This window comes from Streptomyces sirii (assembly GCF_045690365.1).
GTDB classification, from domain to species: Bacteria; Actinomycetota; Actinomycetes; order Streptomycetales; family Streptomycetaceae; genus Streptomyces; species Streptomyces sirii.
Window position 1 is genome coordinate 795,751 of the sequence record NZ_CP147982.1, and the last position, 16,347, is coordinate 812,097.

16 protein-coding genes and 2 pseudogenes are annotated in these 16,347 nt (G+C 71.6%); 5 read left to right on the top strand and 13 right to left on the bottom strand.

What is annotated here, in order from left to right; translation table 11 throughout:
- Window positions 1-145 precede the first annotated feature (145 nt).
- Both WAB15_RS03810 and WAB15_RS03815 read right to left on the bottom strand, forming a co-directional pair.
- Window positions 146-1,807, bottom strand: coding sequence for an amidohydrolase (locus WAB15_RS03810; protein WP_407285312.1), 1,662 nt, complete (start codon window positions 1,805-1,807; stop codon window positions 146-148).
- A 77-nt stretch (window positions 1,808-1,884) separates the two neighbouring features.
- On the bottom strand, window positions 1,885-3,345 hold the full coding sequence (locus WAB15_RS03815; protein WP_407285313.1) for a purine-cytosine permease family protein: 1,461 nt from the start codon (window positions 3,343-3,345) through the stop codon (window positions 1,885-1,887).
- Between the two features lie 258 nt (window positions 3,346-3,603).
- Between WAB15_RS03815 and WAB15_RS03820 the strand changes: the two genes are divergently transcribed.
- A complete protein-coding gene (locus tag WAB15_RS03820) occupies window positions 3,604-4,215 on the top strand; it encodes a TetR/AcrR family transcriptional regulator (protein WP_407285314.1) in 612 nt (203 codons plus the stop codon).
- Between the two features lie 15 nt (window positions 4,216-4,230).
- Here the strand turns inward: WAB15_RS03820 and WAB15_RS03825 are convergent, their stop codons facing one another.
- Window positions 4,231-4,977 (bottom strand): hypothetical protein, encoded by a 747-nt coding sequence (locus WAB15_RS03825; protein WP_399144822.1) that lies wholly within the window; start codon window positions 4,975-4,977, stop codon window positions 4,231-4,233.
- Between the two features lie 596 nt (window positions 4,978-5,573).
- Between WAB15_RS03825 and WAB15_RS03830 the strand changes: the two genes are divergently transcribed.
- Window positions 5,574-6,293, top strand: a complete 720-nt coding sequence (locus WAB15_RS03830; RefSeq protein ID WP_407285315.1) for a DUF6215 domain-containing protein — start codon at window positions 5,574-5,576, stop codon at window positions 6,291-6,293.
- A 184-nt stretch (window positions 6,294-6,477) separates the two neighbouring features.
- Here WAB15_RS03830 and WAB15_RS03835 read toward each other — a convergent pair whose 3' ends face one another.
- The 5 genes from WAB15_RS03835 to WAB15_RS03855 form a co-directional block, all read right to left on the bottom strand.
- Window positions 6,478-6,891 (bottom strand): hypothetical protein, encoded by a 414-nt coding sequence (locus WAB15_RS03835; RefSeq protein ID WP_407285316.1) that lies wholly within the window; start codon window positions 6,889-6,891, stop codon window positions 6,478-6,480.
- Between the two features lie 288 nt (window positions 6,892-7,179).
- The gene (locus WAB15_RS03840; RefSeq protein WP_407285317.1) at window positions 7,180-8,049 is read right to left on the bottom strand and encodes a hypothetical protein; all 870 of its coding nucleotides are present in this window, start codon (window positions 8,047-8,049) and stop codon (window positions 7,180-7,182) included.
- A gap of 131 nt (window positions 8,050-8,180) precedes the next feature.
- The gene (locus WAB15_RS03845; RefSeq protein ID WP_407285318.1) at window positions 8,181-8,558 is read right to left on the bottom strand and encodes a peptidase inhibitor family I36 protein; all 378 of its coding nucleotides are present in this window, start codon (window positions 8,556-8,558) and stop codon (window positions 8,181-8,183) included.
- 498 nt (window positions 8,559-9,056) lie between these two features.
- A complete protein-coding gene (locus tag WAB15_RS03850; protein ID WP_407285319.1) occupies window positions 9,057-9,599 on the bottom strand; it encodes a DUF1707 domain-containing protein in 543 nt (180 codons plus the stop codon).
- A gap of 236 nt (window positions 9,600-9,835) precedes the next feature.
- Window positions 9,836-10,420, bottom strand: a complete 585-nt coding sequence (locus WAB15_RS03855) for a TetR/AcrR family transcriptional regulator (protein ID WP_407285320.1) — start codon at window positions 10,418-10,420, stop codon at window positions 9,836-9,838.
- 90 nt (window positions 10,421-10,510) lie between these two features.
- Here WAB15_RS03855 and WAB15_RS03860 point away from each other — a divergent pair.
- The 3 genes and pseudogenes from WAB15_RS03860 to WAB15_RS03870 all read left to right on the top strand — a co-directional run.
- A pseudogene (locus tag WAB15_RS03860) lies at window positions 10,511-10,723 on the top strand (nuclear transport factor 2 family protein); the annotation flags it as partial.
- 59 nt (window positions 10,724-10,782) lie between these two features.
- Window positions 10,783-11,304: pseudogene (locus tag WAB15_RS03865) on the top strand (NAD-dependent epimerase/dehydratase family protein); the annotation flags it as partial.
- Between the two features lie 103 nt (window positions 11,305-11,407).
- Window positions 11,408-12,034, top strand: a complete 627-nt coding sequence (locus WAB15_RS03870; protein WP_407285321.1) for a class I SAM-dependent methyltransferase — start codon at window positions 11,408-11,410, stop codon at window positions 12,032-12,034.
- A gap of 56 nt (window positions 12,035-12,090) precedes the next feature.
- On the opposite strand, the gene WAB15_RS03875 is transcribed toward WAB15_RS03870, so the two are convergent.
- The 5 genes from WAB15_RS03875 to WAB15_RS03895 form a co-directional block, all read right to left on the bottom strand.
- Window positions 12,091-12,303, bottom strand: coding sequence for a hypothetical protein (locus WAB15_RS03875; RefSeq protein ID WP_399144815.1), 213 nt, complete (start codon window positions 12,301-12,303; stop codon window positions 12,091-12,093).
- Entirely contained in the window at window positions 12,281-14,161 is a 1,881-nt protein-coding gene (locus tag WAB15_RS03880; protein WP_407285322.1) for a carbamoyltransferase, read from the bottom strand. Before WAB15_RS03880 ends, WAB15_RS03875 begins: the two co-directional genes overlap by 23 nt.
- A 13-nt stretch (window positions 14,162-14,174) precedes the next feature.
- Entirely contained in the window at window positions 14,175-14,360 is a 186-nt protein-coding gene (locus WAB15_RS03885) for a hypothetical protein (RefSeq protein WP_407285323.1), read from the bottom strand.
- Between the two features lie 11 nt (window positions 14,361-14,371).
- A complete protein-coding gene (locus WAB15_RS03890) occupies window positions 14,372-15,289 on the bottom strand; it encodes an Inducer of phenazine A (protein WP_407285324.1) in 918 nt (305 codons plus the stop codon).
- Between the two features lie 120 nt (window positions 15,290-15,409).
- Window positions 15,410-16,345, bottom strand: coding sequence for an NAD(P)/FAD-dependent oxidoreductase (locus WAB15_RS03895; RefSeq protein ID WP_407285325.1), 936 nt, complete (start codon window positions 16,343-16,345; stop codon window positions 15,410-15,412).
- Between the last annotated feature and the right edge of the window lie 2 nt (window positions 16,346-16,347).

The following is a 16,347-nucleotide window of genomic DNA, read 5'->3' on the forward strand; positions in this document are numbered from 1 at the left end:
GTCGAGGTGGAGTGTTCCACCCCGCCACCCCACCACCCCCGCTCGCGGGCCCCCGGAGCAGGCGATCGCCCGCGGTCCGGCCCACGATCTCCCCGTCACCTCTGGCCCACGATCTCCCCGTCACCTCTGGTCCACGATCTCCCCGTCACCTCTGGTGCACGATCTCCCCGCCGACTACCACCGTCTCCGCGACCGCGCCGGGGATGTCCTCCGGCCCGGCCCGCAGGATGTCCCGGGAGAGGACCACGAAGTCGGCCAGCTTGCCGACGGTCAGCGAGCCCCGATCGTCCTCCAGGAAGTTGGCGTACGCCGAGCCCATCGTGTACGCGTGCACCGCGGTCTCTACGCTCACCGTCTCCTCCGGCTGCCAGGCCGCGCCGCCGGCCAGCGGCTGCCGGGTGACCGCCGTGTAGATGCCGATCATCGGGTCCATCTCGGCGACGTTCCAGTCGCTGGAGAAGGCCAGTACGGCACCCTCCGTGCGCAGGCTGCGCATCGGCCAGGCCTTGTGCCAGCGCTCCGGACCGACATTCTGCGCCCAGTCCTGGCCGGGTCCGGCGATCTCCGGGGCGCAGTGCCGCGGCTGCATACAGGCCACCACCCCCAGCTCGGCGAAGCGCGGGGTGTCGCGGGGGTCGAGGCATTCGACGTGCACGATCTGGTGGCGGGCGTCGCGCGGCCCGTTGAGCGTGCGGGCCCGTTCGACCGCGTCGAGGACGGTGCGGATGCCCCGGTCACCGGTGGCGTGGACGAAGCACTGGAAGCCGCGGGCGTCCAACCTGGTGAGCAGGTCGCCGAACTCCTCCGCGGGGTAGAAGGTCTCGCCCCGGTGGTGGCGGCAGCCCGCGTAGGGCTCCAGGAGCGCGGCCGTACGCGGCTCGACCACATCGTCGATATAGAGCTTGAGGGGGCCGACACGCAGCCGGTCGTCGTGGTGGCGACGCGCCGCCTCGGCGAAGTCGTCGAGGTCGGCGTCGGTGGTGCCGCGCGGGTGGAAGAGCGCCGCGACGATCCGGGAGCGCAGCCGGCCCTCGGCGCGGGCGCGCTCGAAGAGGGCGAGGTCGTCCAGGGAGTTCTGGGGTTCGACGACCGTGGTGAGGCCGAAGCCGATGGCGTCGTCGAGGCTCTTGGCGAGGCGCCCGTACTGGCGGTCGGCCGAGGCCCAGGGCACGCCGAGCTCCTTCAGGGCGCGGTGCCCGGCGCGGGAGAGGCCCTTGATCGCGAAGTCCTTGACGAATCCGGTGGGTTCGCCGGTCTCCGGGTCGGTCTCCGCCTCGCCGAAGGGCAGGCTCGTCCGGCTCCGGTCGATGCCGAGGCGGCGCAGGGCCGCGGTGTTCAACCAGGCGGTGTGCACGTCGTAGCTCAGGACGAAGGCGGGGGTGTCGCCGGTGACCGGGTCGAGGTCGCCGGCACGCGGCATCCGGCCACCGGGGATCGCCGAGTAGTCGAAGGCCTCGGCCTCGATCCACTCGGCGTCCGGGTGGGCGGCGTGCCAGGCGCGGACGCGCTCGTGGATCGCCTCCAGGGTACGCGCGCCCGCGAGTTGGACGCAGGCGTCGTCGGAACCGAGCCGGACGTGGTTGTGGGCGTCGATGAAGCCGGGCAGCACCAGCCGGCCGCCGGCGTCGATCACCCGGGTGTCCGGGCCGGTCCACACCGCCGCGCCGGCGTCCGTGCCCAGCCACACGATCCGGCCGTCGCGCACGGCGAGCGCCTCGGCCTCGGGCAGGGCGGGGTCGACGGTGTGGATACGGGCCCCGGTGAGGACCAGATCGGCGGGGGCGGCGGACGGGGTGGTACGGGTCATGAGGGTGGGGCTCCCGGTGGCATGGAGGGATGAGGTCAGACGAGGTGGGATGTGACGGGACGGGGTATGGGTGCGTATCAGGCGGCCGGTGTCGTGGCGGACCGGCTGCGCCCGGCGAGCGGCCAGTAGACGAGGCCGGAGACGACCGCGCCGGCCAAGGTGAGGTCGGCACCGCCCAACGGCGCGACCAAGGGGCCCGTCCACAGCTCGGAGTCGCAGGTCAGGGCGGCGAAGAGCATCCCGGCGAGCAGTGCGGTCATCCCCGCCGGGTGGTAGCCGGAGCGGTACCAGTACGCGCCGGTGCGCCCTGAGTGCAGCGCCGCGGTGTCGTACCGGCAGCGGCGCAGCAGCATGTCGGCGAGGAAGACACCGCCCCAGGGGGCGAAGACGATGATCAGCAGGGAGAGGAAGGAGAGCAGCGACTCGGTGAAGTCGGTGAGGAAGAGGGCGCCGAGCGAGCCGAGGGCGGTGACGGCGGCGCTGATCACGATGGCCTTGGCCCGGCTCCAGGGGATGCCGAGGACCTGGAGGTTCAGCGAGGAGGAGTAGAGGGTGATGATGGAGTTGGTGACCGAGCCGAGGAGGACCAGGGCGAGGAAGACCGGCTGGAACCATCCGGGCAGCAGCCGCTCCGTCCCGGCGACGGCGTCGGTCATGTCCGTCCGGCTCGCCGCGGCCACGCCGATGACGCCGAGCGCGACGGAGGACAGGAAGCCGCCGAGGGCGCCGCTCCAGGTGAGGGCGCGCAGCGAGGTCGTCTTCGGCAGGTAGCGGGTGTAGTCGGCGGGCATCGGCACGTACGAGAACGGCCCGGCGAGCATCACCACGAACGCCAGGCTCCAGCCCGCGGCTCCGGGGGCACCGTCCCGGGCGGTGAGGTGCGCGCCGGGCAGGACGAAGACCAGCAGCGCGGCGAAGCCGACGGCCAGGACGTAGGCCATCCAGCGTTCGGCGAACTGGACCGTGGCGTGGCCCCACATCGCCACCACGAAGGTGAGCGCGAGGGTCACCGCGAGCGCGAGCGCACGGGCGAGGTTGCCGCCCTGCCAGCCGAGGTCGGCGAAGAACGCCTCCAGGGCGAGGGTGCCGACGACCGTGTTCACGATGGTGTAACCGATGCTGACCACCCAGTTGAGCAGTCCGGCCGGCCAGTTCCCGCGGACGCCGAAGGCGGCTCGGGAGATGACCAGGGTGGCGGTTCCGGTACGGACCCCGCTCAGACCCGCCGCGCTGATCGCGAAGAACGACAGCCCGCCGATGACCACGACCGCGGTCGCCTGCCAGAAGGAGAGCCCGAAGCCGACCGCGAGGGCACCGTTGATCACATAGGTGAAGGTGAGGTTGGAGCCGAACCAGAGCCAGAAGAGGTCCTTGGCGCTGCCGTGCCGCTCGTCGTCGGGGATCGGATCGATGCCGTGGGTCTCGACCCGGAACACCTCGTCGGTGGCAGCGGGGTCGACGGCCGCGTCGGCGGCGGGTACGGGGCCGCCACCCGTCCCCGTCGTCCCGATCGTGTCCGCGTTCGACTGCTGTGCCATCGGCACACCGCCCTTCCATGCCGGATCCGGATCTTGAATGCCGTTCTAACTTTTAGAACGGCATTCAAGGTGTGCGACCACTCCCCCGCCCGTCAAGCCCCCTGCGCGAATTCGTGGATAGGGTTTGGACCACAGGAGGACGTCACACGCGAAGCCGGTACGTCACGGAAGGCCGGGAAATCCGGGACGGCCGGGACGGACTGGACGACCGGACCGGGCCGGGACGTCAGCGAAGAACGAGGAGCAGGGGCGATACGGGTGGCACGGGCGGCACGGCGGCGGGACGGGCATATCGCCCAGGAACGGATGCTCGAGGAAGCCATGGCGGCCATCGCCGAGAACGGCCTGGCCGGGCTCACCATGTCCGCCCTCGCGGAGCGTCTGGGCACCAGCGGCGGGCACATCCTGTACTACTTCGGCAGCAAGGACCTCCTGCTGCTGGAGGCCCTGCGCTGGAGCGAGGCCACCCTCGGCGAGGAGCGGCGGGCGCTGCTGACCCGCCGGCTGTCCGCCGAGCGCAAACTCGACCTGTTCCTGGATCTGTATCTGCCGCGCGGCCCCCGCGACGCCCGCTGGATGCTGTGGATCGAACTCTGGGCCCGTACGCCGTCGAACGAGTCGCTGCACCAGGCCCAGGAGGAGATGGACCAAAGCTGGCAGGACGACCTGGAGTCGCTGCTGTCCAAGGGGGTGGAACGCGGCCGGTTCGCACCGCTGGACGTATCGGCCCGCGCCTCCGAACTCCTGGCACTGCTCGACGGGTTGAGCACCAGGGTCGTCCTCGGCCAGCGCGGCAGCGACCACGCCAGGGCGCTGGCCGCGGCCCGCTCCGCCGCGGAACGTCTCATCCCCCGGCCGGCCGACTCATGAGAAACCCCACGAACTTCACTCGTACATCACGTACTCCGGCCGCGGGGTGAGCGCGAGGACCTCCTTCGGGGTCATCAAGCGGCTCCCCTCCGCGTCCTCCTCGTAGAACAGCTTGAAGCCGGAGTGCACGCCGTCGGGCAGCCGCGCCACCAGCCGGCGCCAGGTGCCCCGCTTCAGCCCCGGCGAGCCGATCCCGTCGACGCTCTTGATCAGCGCAACGCCGGGCTGCGACCGCAGCGTGGACTCCGCCCGCACGACGGACGCCGCGACCTGGTGGAAGACCAGCGGCTTCTCCGGCAGGTCGTACTTGGCCACCAGGCCGGAGAGATAGCGGGCGACGCGGGTCAACTCCCGCCCGCTGGTGTGCCCGTACTTCCTGCCCGGCACCTCGCCGGCCCCCATCTCCCACTCCGGGTCGAGTGCGATGCCGACATCGGGATGGACCAGCCACTCACGCAGCGCCCGCACCTCGTCGAGGGGTGCCGCGCGGCCGGGCTGGATGTTCAGCAGCAGAAGCGCACGCCGCTCGCGGGCCACGGCGTGAAAGCGCCGGATCGTGGCGGCCGGGGTCCGCGAACGGTAGGTGCCGTCGGGCCCGGCCGACGCATTGGCGACCGTCGCCAGCAGTTCCAGCACCGGCAGCGGCTCACGCCCGGCGGCGTACCCGTGCGCCACCTTCTCCACCTCGGCTGCGCGGGCGCGCAGGTCGCCTGTGCCGAGCCGGCCGAGCGCCGCCGCACCGGGCACACCGCAGAAGCCCACCAGCCGGTATCGAGGGAATAACTCCCTCCCACCACGCGGAAGTTCGGGTCGGCGATGCGATCCGTGCCGACCGGATCCGGCGGACGTGGAACGGGACTGCTCCGCGGTGGCGGAAGGGGGCCGCTCCGCGGAGGCCGAAGGCTTCGAGGACCGGGCCGGACCCGTCGGCCCCGACGCCCGCGAGGGCGGCGGCGCACCGTTCGCCGGATCGTCCGGTGCTGCCGATTCACCGCATCCCGTGAGGAGTCCGAGCCCCGTCGCCACGGTGGCGGCGAGCACCGTCCGACGGCTCGCCCAGCTCCCCCCGTCCGGTCCGCCCGTCGCACCCGCACTGCCGTCCTGGTCCGCCACGCCGCCTCCCGTCGGTAGCCACACCCCCGCATCACGCGCCTCTCCAGCGCACACTCCACGAAACCGCCGAGTTCACTCGCCGGGTTCACTCGCCGGGTTCATCCGTCCGGTTCACCCGTCGAGTTCATTCGCCGAGCCCGGGACGGTGCTCGGCTCTCTCGGCTCGCGGTATTCACTTCCCCGCAAAACGATCACCGGTTACGCTCCCCCAGCGCGCATCGGGCGCGAACGGGGAAGTGGGGGACATGGCCGACGATTTCGCGACATCCAAGAAGGGCATGGGTGCGGGCGCCCAAGCCGTCGCGGCGGTAGCGCTGGTCGCCGTCGTCGTCGGCGGTATGTGGGGGCTGCGCGGGCTCGGGGACACCTCCCCGCAGACGCCCGAGGACCGCAAGCCGGCCACCTGCTCCCCCACTCATGACGCCCCGCCCTCGAAGCGCGTCTCCGGAGCACAGCTCTGCACCGCACTCAACCGCCGGGACCTGCCGACGCTCCTCGGAACGCCCGAAGAACGCGCGAAGACCGCCGGGGGCGGCGAAAGCTGGGTAAAACTCGCCGGCGGCACCAAGATCGCCACCCCCGAGTCGACCGTCGAGCTGGAGACCTACTCCGTGAAGCTCTCGGCGTCGTACGACCGTGACCGCGTCGCCCAGTCGGCCGGCTTGCTGGGCGAGACCGCGCAGGCGAAAACGTTCCTGGGACGCCCGGCGGTGCTCTACTCGGACCGGACCATCGCCATCAGCTTCGACCTCCGCGACGGCAAGGCGAGCAATACCGACACCGGCCCCGGCGGCATCGCCCGCACCCTGGTGATCGCCCAGGACGCGAAGGACCGCGGCGGCTCCTTCGAGCTCGCCATCTGGCGCCAGGACGGGGGCACGCCCGACGACGAGGCGCTGCTCCGCGTCGCCAAGAAGGTGCTGCCGACGATCCCGGGCTGGACCGCCGGCCGACAGCGCCCGTAGCGGCTCTAGGGTCTGTCCGATGGGGCAGGGCCAGGGGCCCAGGATGACGTGCCGTGGACGGTCTCGACGGACCGCACGGCGCACCCCATGCGGTCGATGGCGCGGAGGACCGCACGGCGGGCCGACTCGCTGTCGGTGGGCGGGAAGGCGACACGGAGCTGATGCGCGTACGCCGTCTCATACGTCAGCTGCCACCCGGTCTCGGTGACGACCTGATGCGGCCGCTGACCCACCCGTCGAGAAACGCGGCGGCCCCGCTGTCGAATCGCTCGTAGTCGTCGTCCCGTGACCAGATCACCACCGGCCAGGACTCGGGCGGCCCTTCGGTCAGCCAGCACAACTGCGCCGCGGCGTCGGTCACTGCCCAGGTGAGCAGCCCGCCCGGTTCCGGGAAGAAGCGATAGGGGTGGTCCTCGGGCCGGCGCTCGCGCATCGGGCCGAAGTCCTCCAGGAGGTTCGCTTCCAGCCGGACCGGGTTCTCGTCGTCGAACGGGGTGCACAGGCACAGTGCGCCCCAGAAGTCACCGCGCTTAGAACCGGCATCCGAGACGTACGCAGTTGCGCCGGGCGGTCTCCACTGCCCGGCCTGCCGGCTCATGACCGGCAGGCCGGGCGCGGGTGTGACGGGCCGGGAGCGGCTCGGTACCGGACCCCGCCCGTCAGCGGCTCGCTGTCAGCGGAAGCGCGTGCGCTTGCCCACGTTCCTTGTGGAGCCGATGTGGTCCCAGCCGTGGGCCGGCAGATTCGACACGCCGTGCGTGAAGGTCGCGTACCTGCCCTTGAAATTGGCCTGCTCGTAGACCTTGACCGATGTGTGATGTTGGTCGCGCGGGCGTGTTCCTCGCCCTGGCCTACTCCGGGGGCTCGGACACGCCTTGGCCGTGCCTCAGCTTCCCTCACGGTTCAGGACACGGCGGGCGGCTGTCAGCCAGCGGTCCTTGCGGGCTTTCGCCTCGCGCAGACGGTCGGCGTTCTGCCGGATCAGGCGACGTTGGATACGAGTCTCGGCCGCAGCCCAAACCTTCACCAACTTCGTCGACTTCTGGCAGGCCACGTCGGCGCGGGCAGTGGCGCGTTCGGCGGGTGTGGTTTCGGCCGTTTCCCAGCGCTCGTCGCCGGCCGCGGCATAGGGGTCCGGGTAGTCGAAGCCCGCCTTGGCCATGCATGCGTGCCATGTGCGCAGGGCGTCGCGTACTTCGGGGGTCCGCCGGGAGGTTTCCAGGGCGGTGCCGGTCAGCTGGTTGAAGGCGTGGTAGTCGGGTGGAGCGGTGTCGCCGACGAGTTGGTGCTGGGCGGATTTGAAGCAGCCGCCTTTGCCGGAGGTCCCGTAGGCCGCGCGCTGTACCTCGGCGGGGAGCGCTTCGCGCTCGTCCCAGGCGCGGTTGCGCCGTACCACCGACGGCGGGTCGGGGCGCGGGTGGTATCCGTAGCGGACGGCTTCCGACTCGTCGGCGCCGTATCGTCGGAGGTTCGGCGGCTCGATGTCCTGGGCGTCCGCCGAGGGCAGGGTCTTCCACTCCATGTCCAGGTCCTTCATGCACCGGCGCATGAGGATGTCCTGTGCGTCTTCCACGACGTGGGTCTCGGCCACGGTCGACGCATAGGCGTCCAGTGGCAGCCGGAGCTGCTCGGCCTGCCGGGACACAGGCGGGGAGTGCGGGGCGGGCGCGGACTCGTGCTCTGCGGCTGTGCAGGCGGTGGTGGCCAGGAGCAGCAGTGCGAGCGCGGTGGTGGCCCGGGCGCGGGAGGGCGACATGGCTGCCTCTCGTCGTGCAATGCGCAATGCGCAGTGCGCGTTGAGCGGGGTGTGGTGGCAGGCAGGGCGGGGTGCGGCGCCAGTCGCCGCACCCCACCCGTCAGCAGTTCGTTGCTGACGGAACGTGCTGTTTAGCGGAACTTGATGGAGCTCGTGGAGTCGGGCAGGCCACGGTTGCCGAAGTGCGCCTCCCGGTCGCCGGGCGCCAGGGAGAAGCTGGCGCCCTTGTAGTTCTTGTGCTGGTAGAACGTGACCGTACGGTTGCCCGTGTTCTTGGCGGAGCTGATGGTGTCGTTCCAGCCGTACGTCGACAGCCGCGGGACGTTCTTGGTGAAGGTCGTGCTCCTGTTCTCGTACTTGGCGTCCTGGTAGACCACGACCTTCCGCTTCGCGGCGGCCGCCTGGCTGGCGGCGACCGAGGCGTGACCGTCGGCGAACGCCGGCAGCGCGGCACCGAGTGAGAGCGCGGTCGCGGCGGCACCCGCGGCAACTATGCGACGAATGCGCATGATTTACCCCTTTGGCTCGTTGTCACGCGATGTGCGTGACGTTGGCAAAGCGCTGGCGGGTCCGCCCATCTCCCGAAGTGGGAGGGTGCGGCCCCTGCGCTCATGGATTCCATGCTGTCCGGCGCCGGCGACCCTCACTTCCTGCCTCAGAACCATCCGGCTCCCCCGAGCGGATGAACGGCACTTCCACCCGAAGGGCGATGGAACCCTTGATGGCGGCGCCAACTACCCCTGGAGTCAAGGCAGTTGTCGTTGAGGGATGAACGAAAAGCTGCACCGGGGGCGGTAATCGGCCGCAGAACATGACGATCGGAATGATCAGAATGACCCGCGGTCACGCCGTCACGCGGCCACCAGGGTCAGCGGCCGCAGTAACTCATGTGCCGCCGCAGCACGAGCGAGGAACACACCCGCACCCGAAGAGACAAGGGCATCAGCTGGGAAGGAGGCCCCCTGAAATACGCCGCCCGACCAACCCGATGAAGCTACGCCGGAGACTCAACGCCGGGCGTGGCGGATCTCCAATCGTCCGTATCCCAGAGTCCCGGAGATTCGAATCTTTGGCCCGCCGAGGCCGGAACGCCGCCGGGGCTTATACCTCAGGTCCTTCCAACCGGTGTGCAACCCCTCGACATCGACGACCGCGTCGCGAGGCACCGTGATTCTGGCGCCGCCGGTTCCGAGTTGCAGCTCGATGTCGACGACCGGATGCTCGATGATTGCCCGGGACAGATCCAGGCGCACCCTTCCGAATGCGGACGCGACCCTGAGGATCCGAGGCACCCGCCATGCGCCACGCCGCTGGATCCGCCCGCCGGCGGCAGCGATCGTCGACGTGGTGCCCGGGCGCTCCTCCGGGAGTGAGGCCAGGGCCGACGCGAACTCGCTGTGCGTCTTGGCGGTGAGCACCATGTCGAGGCGTTCGTCCATCTCCTCATGCGAGATGCGCTCATCGGCGTATGCCTCCCGCAGGCGCTGCAGGGCCGTCTCGCGGTCGTCTTCGTTGAGCAGTGGCAACGGATCTTCCGGCGGACTGGTCACTGTCTCACTCTAGGGCCTGTCCGATGGGTCAGGGCTGGAAAGGCCGCGGCGTCTGGTGCGGTGCATCGCAAGGCGCCGGAGCGTCTCGATAGCGGAGCTATCGGGATGTTTCGGCAACGCCACGAAGTGCCGTGCCAGACGCCGCGAGGTGCCGTGCCAGACGCCGCGGGCCCGGCCATGACCCATCGGACAGGCCCTAGTGCCGCGCCGACGATGTGAATGTGCCGAGGTATCCGCTATCCACGGGTCTCGAGCACTCCGGCGGTGAAGGCTGCCAACTGCCCCCGCATTTCCTCGCGGGACATGTGCTTCTCGCCCGTCAGGTATTCGACGAGGTCGGCCCGGGTGGCGGCGAGCAGTGCGTGGGCGGTGAAGTCGCTGTCGATCGCGCCCGGAATCTGTTCCAGCAAGTCACGGAGCAGGGTGTGCCATCGCTCGTAGTGCGCGGTGCGGTAGGGGCTGTCGCTGCCGGTTTGTTCCAGGGCCAGTGCGAGGTGGCGGTTGTCGAGTTTGAAGCACAGGACGGCGTCGAGCAGAGCCGGTACGCGCTGAAGCGGCGCGGCGGCGGGCCCCAGGGGCGGCGGGCCCTCTTCGGCGGCGGTCCTGATCGGTTCGAGGCGTGCTTCACACAGCGCTCGGATCAGCCCGGTGCGATCACCGAAGGCACGGAAGAGCGTTCCCTTGCCGACGCCGGCCGCCGCCGCGATGTCGGCCATGGTGACCTCCTCCGGGCTCTGGCAGCGGGCGAAGAGCGTGTCGGCGGCCGCGAGGACGGCCGCACGGTTACGCGCCGCGTCCTTGCGCGGTCTGCGCTCGGTCATGTGGTTCCTCCAGTTGCGATGCGGACCGGCGGTCCGTATCTTCGGAAGCGGACCGTCGGTCCGCATCGTCATCGTACGCGACGGAGGACTCATGCCCGGCCCGACGTGCGGATCCACCAGACCACCGCCCCCGAGACCATCGTGGTCGAGATGCGCGGCGTGGGCCGGGTGGTGGAGACCGGCGGCCCCTTCGACATGACCTATATCGCCGTCGTATCCGTTCAGGACGGACGCTTCACCTCCTACCGCGACTACTGGAACCCCCTCGCCGTCCACACCCCCGGCATGGACTTCACCAGGAGCGACGCCCGAGGAACGGCACAAGCAAAAGCACGGGCACAAGCAAAAGCACCGGCACCGGCACCGGCACCGGCACCACCCTCGTCGTCGGCGCCACCGGCACCACCGGCAGCCGTACGGCGGCGCGGCTGACCGCCGCCGGCCACCGCGTCAAAGCCGCCAGTCGACGGGCCACCCCGGTCGCGGGCGCGGAGCCGGTCCCGCGACCGGGACCGGCCGGGTCGGATTCGTCGACGCGGACGACATCGCCGCCGTCGCCGTACATGCCCTGACCGACGACCACGCGCCCGACACCGACCTGATCCTGACCGGGCCGGAGGCGCTCAGCCACGACGACATCGCCACCGTCATCAGGGAGGTCACCGGCCGACCTGTGGCCCATCGTCCGCTGACGTACGAACAGTTGCGTGTCCGTCTGGCCGAAACAGATGCCGGCGGAGTTCGCCGCGATGCCGGCCGGTATGGACCGTGCCATCGCCGAGGGCGCCGAGGACCGCACCACCGACACCGTCCAGCGCCTCACCGGACGCCCGCCGCACGGTTTCCGGGTGGTCGTGGAACGGGAACTGGCAGGTGGGAGATGACGTGCGCGGGCGGTAGGTGTGGGGAGGGGGCGGCGGGGCGGTTCCCGCGACGCCCCGCCCGGCCGTCGGCGCGGGGGCGGCGCGCGGTGGATAGGATCGGACGGTGACACAGAGCGCGGCGCTGGCCGGGGCCTTCGACGAGCTGGCCGACAGCTACGATCACCGGCACCACGAGGAGATCGCCCGGGCGCTGATCGCGTGGGTGGCCCCCGGTGCGGGCGACCAAGTCGCCGACGTGGCGTGCGGAGCGGGAGCCGTCGCCCTGCAACTCGCGCGGAGCCGGCCCGAGACCGCGCACCCCGTCCTGGCCGTCGATGTGTCTCCCGGGATGGTCGAGGTGGGCCGGGCCCGTGCCGCGGGCCTGGTACCGGACGCGGCGATCGACTGGCGGGTCGCCGATGCCGTACCGCTGCCGGTTGCCGATCGCTCCCTCGACGTCGTGCTCTGCGCTTCCTCGCTGCACTTCCTCGGGTGCCGGGCGCCGGCCGACTGGCGGCGGGCCCTGCGCCCGGGTGGCCGGGTGGGCTTCACGCTGCCGCTGGCCACGCACTTCCGTCCGTCGGAGCGTTTCTCGGGGCATGTCGCCCGCGATGTGCCGCTGCCCCGGACCGCGCAGGAGGCGAGTGTCTGGGCGGCGGAGTGCGGCTTCACCGAGGCGGAGTCCCGCGTTCTCGTCCTCGGTACGCGTCGTGTGGTGGTGACCTCGGCCAGGGAGCCCGGCGGCCGGTAGGCAAGCGGCGGGCCACGACGTCCGCGAGGACCGCCCCGCGGCCCCGCGTGCGTCGGCTACGGCGGATCAGGGGGCGACGGGGCGGGCCTCGCAGGGCGATGGTGAGGACCGGCCGGGCGGTCCAGATAGCTCGTCCGGCGGTCGTCCCGGGAACGCCGCAGCGGGTCGCGCACCGCCCGTACGCACAGCCCGGCCGGGGTGACCACCGCGAAGTACAGGGCGGCCAGGGCCAGGTGCCGCAGCCGCTCAGTCCATCGGGATCGCGGCACGCCAGTCGCCCTCCTCCCGCCACTCGGGCTGGTCCCGCTCGTCCAGCAGGAAGTCGCCGAGAACCAGCAGATCGATCCGGGTGCGCATGAAGCAGGCGTACGCCTCCTCGACGTCGCGCACGATCGGCTCCCCGCGCACATTGAACGAGGTGTTCACCAGCACCGGGCAGCCGGTGCGGTCCCGGAAGGCGGTGAGCAGCGCATGGAACCGCGCGTTGCGCTCGGCCGACACGGTCTGCACCCGGGCCGAGCCGTCGACGTGGGTGACCGCCGGGATCGTCGAGCGGGGCACCCGCAGCAGGTCCAGGCCCGTGGCCCCTTCGGGCACGTCCTCGCACTCCCGCCGCCGTGCCGCGGCGACCTGCGCGGTCAGCAGCATGTACGGGCTCTCCTGCGCCAGGTCGAACCAGTCCTTGGCGTCCTCGGCCAGCACCGCGGGCGCGAACGGACGGAAGGACTCCCGGAACTTGGTCTTGAGGTTGAGGGTGGACTGCATCGCCGGATCGCGCGGGTCGGCGAGGATGGAGCGATTGCCCAGCGCCCGCGGTCCGAACTCCATCCGCCCCTGGAACCAGCCCACCACCTTTCCCGCCGCCAGCTCCGCCGCGACCCGCTCCACCAGCTCCCGCTCCGGCAGCCGCACGGCGGGGTATCCGCCCCGGGTCAGGAACTCCTCGACCTCCCGGTCGGAGCAGCCGGGGCCGAGCAGCGCCCCCGCCATCGCGTCGGTGCCGCGCCCCACATGGCCGCGGGGCGCCCCTCGGCGGTGCGACTCGGCCAGGCCCGCGCCGAGCGCCCCGCCCGCGTCCCCGGCGGCCGGCTGGACCCACGCCTCGTCGCAGAGCCCCTCGGCCAGGATCCGGCCGTTGGCCACGCAGTTGAGCGCCACGCCGCCGGCCAGGCACAGCCGTCGCTCCCCGGTACGTGCCAACGCCGTCCGGGCCAGCCGCAGCATGACCTCCTCGGTGACCTGCTGCACCGAGGCCGCCAGGTCGAACTCTCTTTCCGTGAGCGGGCCTTCCGGTGTCCGGCGCGGCCCGTCGAACAGCTCCTCGAAGGCCCGGCCGACCATGGTCCGCCCGTACTGGAAGGTGAAGTGGCGCAGTTCCAGGCGGAACGAGCCGTCCGGCTTGACGTCGATCAGCCGTTCCCGGATGAGCGGTGCGTAGCGCGGCGTCCCGTAGGGCGCCAGGCCCATCAGCTTGTACTCGCCCGAGTCGACCTTGAAGCCGCAGAAGTAGGTGAACGCCGAGTACAGCATGCCGAGCGAGTGCGGAAAGCGCAGTTCCGCGAGCGGGACCAGTTCGGTGCCCCGGCCGTGCCACAGCGTCGTCGTCGCCCACTCCCCCACACCGTCGACGCAGAGCACCGCCGCCGACGGGTACGGGCTCGGGAAGAACGCCGATGCGGCGTGCGAGGCATGGTGCCGGTAGGCCACGACCGGCGGCAGCGGCCGCCCGGGCGCCAGGTCGCGCAGCCGCGCCCGTACGTCGTGCAGCGCCCGCCGCTTCCAGCCGGCCCACTGCGGGAACGCCCGGCGGAACACGGGGAAGCCGTGCGGGGCCGTGGCCAGCCAAGTCGCCGCGACCCGGCGGAACTTCAGCGCCGGGTCCTCGTAGAACGCCACGGCCGCCAGCTCGTCGAGGCGCAGTCCGGCCTCGCGCAGGCAGAAGGAGACGGCGTGCGAGGGGAAGCCGGGGTCGTGGCGGCGCCGGGTGAACCGTTCCTCCTGCGCCGCCGCGAGCGGGGTGCCGCCGGCCACCAGGGCGGCCGCGCTGTCGTGGTAGTAGGCGGAGATGCCCAGGACCGGGCCGTCCGGCCCGGCTGGGCTCAAGCGGTCGGCGCTCTCACCGCCCATGCCGTTCCCCATGTCAGAACAGGGGGTAGACGGACGCGTCGTCCTCGGGCTGCGGCCGCAGCCGGGACGGCGGCGGGGCCTGGGCGGCAGGCCGGTCCGGTGGGACGTCGCGGGAGGGCACGGGTCGGTCCCGGTGCCGCAGCCAGGAGGCGAGGCGGCGGAGCGCCGACGCGGGCGCCGCGCTGCTGTCGTCGGGCATGGATGGGCTCCTCACGCCAGGTCGATGCGGTCCGCCAGCTGCCGGGCCACCAGGTCGTAGCCCAGGTCGGTGCAGTGCACGCGGTCGATGAACAGCCAGTCCTCCGGACCGGCGGCCTCGGCCAGGGCCACGTTCATGTCCAGGAACGGCACATCGAGCCGGGCGCAGCCGGCGGCCAGCCGGTCCGCGTAGGTGCGACCCACCGCCATGGTGGAGATGTCGTTGTGGAAGCGGCGGAAGTTGGACATCTCGTCCAGCTCCTCGAAGAGCAGCTGCTCGCGGGGCAGCGGCTCGGCGCGCACCCAGGGCGCGAGCGGCTGGAGCACGAAGGTCAGCCGGGCGCCGAGGGCGTCCGCGAGCGACTTCCACCCGCCGAGGTGACGGGTTGTCAGCTCTGTTGCGTGGGCGACTCGTTGGTCCGGAGGCGGTACGGCGTCGGGGGCGGGGCCGCAGTCGAAGAACGCGCCGTGCCGGCCCTGCTGCTCCTCGGGCAGCCGGCTGAGCACCAGGTTGTTGACCCCGGAGAGCAGCACGATGTCCTCGACCGGCGGGAGTTCGTGCTGGAACAGGGTGAACAGCAGGAGTTCCTGGGCGGAGTTGTGGCTCTGCCCGGCGATGTTCAGCCAGGGCAGCCGGGGCGCGTGGGTGTGCCACAGCCGCGCGGTGATGGTGGCCGCGTCTCCGGTGGCGCCCACACCGAAGACCGCGGAGCTGCCCGCGAGCACCCGTACCGGGCCGTCGGGGCGGTCGTCGCCGACCGTCGCCCGGAGCCCGGCGGGGCCCGGGGTGACCCGGAAGCCGTGTCGGTCGGTGGTGTAGACGGGGGTCTTCTCGTTGCCGTACTGGAAGTACCCCAGATAGGGCTGGTCCTCCAGGACGAAGGTGTAGTGCTCCATGTGCGGGGTGAACTCGGCGCGGGGTGACGTCATCGCGAAGGGGCTCCCGTCGGTGCGCGGTGTGTGGCTGTGGTGCCTTCCGTGGTGACCGGGCGTTCCGCCGTGCGCGGTGCGGCTCGTGGGCACGGTGGGTGCGGGGTGGGCGGTGTGTGCTCAGCGGGCCGGCGCCGGGGGCGGCGGTTCGGGCAGGGAGCCGGGGCGGTCCTCGCGGATCAGGTCGGCGTTGACGGCCATGGCGGCCAGGCCTCCGCTGGCCGCGGCCATCGCTGCCTGCTGCATGTTCCGCCCGAGGTCCCCGGCCACGTACAGCCGGGGCAGACTGGTGCGGCCGCGTTCGTCGGTCTGTACGGACTCCAGGTCCGGGGCCTGCAGCCAGGGGCGCAGCGGGGCCACCCGGGGCTCGATGTCCAGGTGCAGGAAGAGCGCCCCGTAACGCGCGGACCGGCCGTCCTCGAAGAGGACCTCGACGCCCTCGGGGTGCGGCTTCACCTCGCCGACCCGGTCGGTGACGACGGGTACGCCGGCCGCGGTGAGGCGGTCGCGCTCGTCCTGGGGCAGCTCACGCCGGTCGGTGAGGTAGGTGATGGTGTCGGACCACACCGTCAGGGTCGCGGCCAGGCACTCGCTGGGCACGGTCCCCCCGTACACGGCGAAGCTGCGTTCGCGTACCTCCCAGGCGTGGCAGTACGGACACTCCAGGACCGTCTTGCCCCACAGGTCCGCCAGGCCAGGGACCGGCGGCAGCACCGAGCGCACACCGGCCGCGTAGAGCAGGGTGCGGGTGCGGAAGGTGCCGGACTCCTTGGTGGTGACCACCACGTGGTCACCGTCAGGTTCGGCCGACACCACCTCGTCGTCGCGGAACGTCACGTCGTACGCGGCGAGTTGGGCGCGGGAGCGGGCTCGGAAGTCCGCGATCGTCGTGCCGTCGTTGGTGAGGACGTTGTGCATCACGCCGGCCGCCATGTTGCGGGCGTCGCCGGAGTCGATCAGCAGCACCCGGCGGCGTGAACGTCCCAGGTAGAGCGCCCCGTTGAGGCCGGCCGGGCCGCCTCCGACGATCACCGTGTCGTAGAGCTGAGTGTCCAAGG

What these genes read in the sequence shown, in the direction of transcription:
- WAB15_RS03810 (WP_407285312.1), bottom strand. Translation starts at nt 1,807, where the DNA reads ATGACCCGTACCACCCCGTCCGCCGCCCCCGCCGATCTGGTCCTCACC.
- WAB15_RS03815 (WP_407285313.1), bottom strand. Translation starts at nt 3,345, where the DNA reads ATGGCACAGCAGTCGAACGCGGACACGATCGGGACGACGGGGACGGGT.
- WAB15_RS03830 (WP_407285315.1), top strand. Translation starts at nt 5,574, where the DNA reads ATGGCCGACGATTTCGCGACATCCAAGAAGGGCATGGGTGCGGGCGCC.
- WAB15_RS03835 (WP_407285316.1), bottom strand. Translation starts at nt 6,891, where the DNA reads ATGAGCCGGCAGGCCGGGCAGTGGAGACCGCCCGGCGCAACTGCGTAC.
- WAB15_RS03840 (WP_407285317.1), bottom strand. Translation starts at nt 8,049, where the DNA reads ATGTCGCCCTCCCGCGCCCGGGCCACCACCGCGCTCGCACTGCTGCTC.
- WAB15_RS03845 (WP_407285318.1), bottom strand. Translation starts at nt 8,558, where the DNA reads ATGCGCATTCGTCGCATAGTTGCCGCGGGTGCCGCCGCGACCGCGCTC.
- WAB15_RS03855 (WP_407285320.1), bottom strand. Translation starts at nt 10,420, where the DNA reads ATGACCGAGCGCAGACCGCGCAAGGACGCGGCGCGTAACCGTGCGGCC.
- WAB15_RS03880 (WP_407285322.1), bottom strand. Translation starts at nt 14,161, where the DNA reads ATGGGCGGTGAGAGCGCCGACCGCTTGAGCCCAGCCGGGCCGGACGGC.
- WAB15_RS03885 (WP_407285323.1), bottom strand. Translation starts at nt 14,360, where the DNA reads ATGCCCGACGACAGCAGCGCGGCGCCCGCGTCGGCGCTCCGCCGCCTC.
- WAB15_RS03890 (WP_407285324.1), bottom strand. Translation starts at nt 15,289, where the DNA reads ATGACGTCACCCCGCGCCGAGTTCACCCCGCACATGGAGCACTACACC.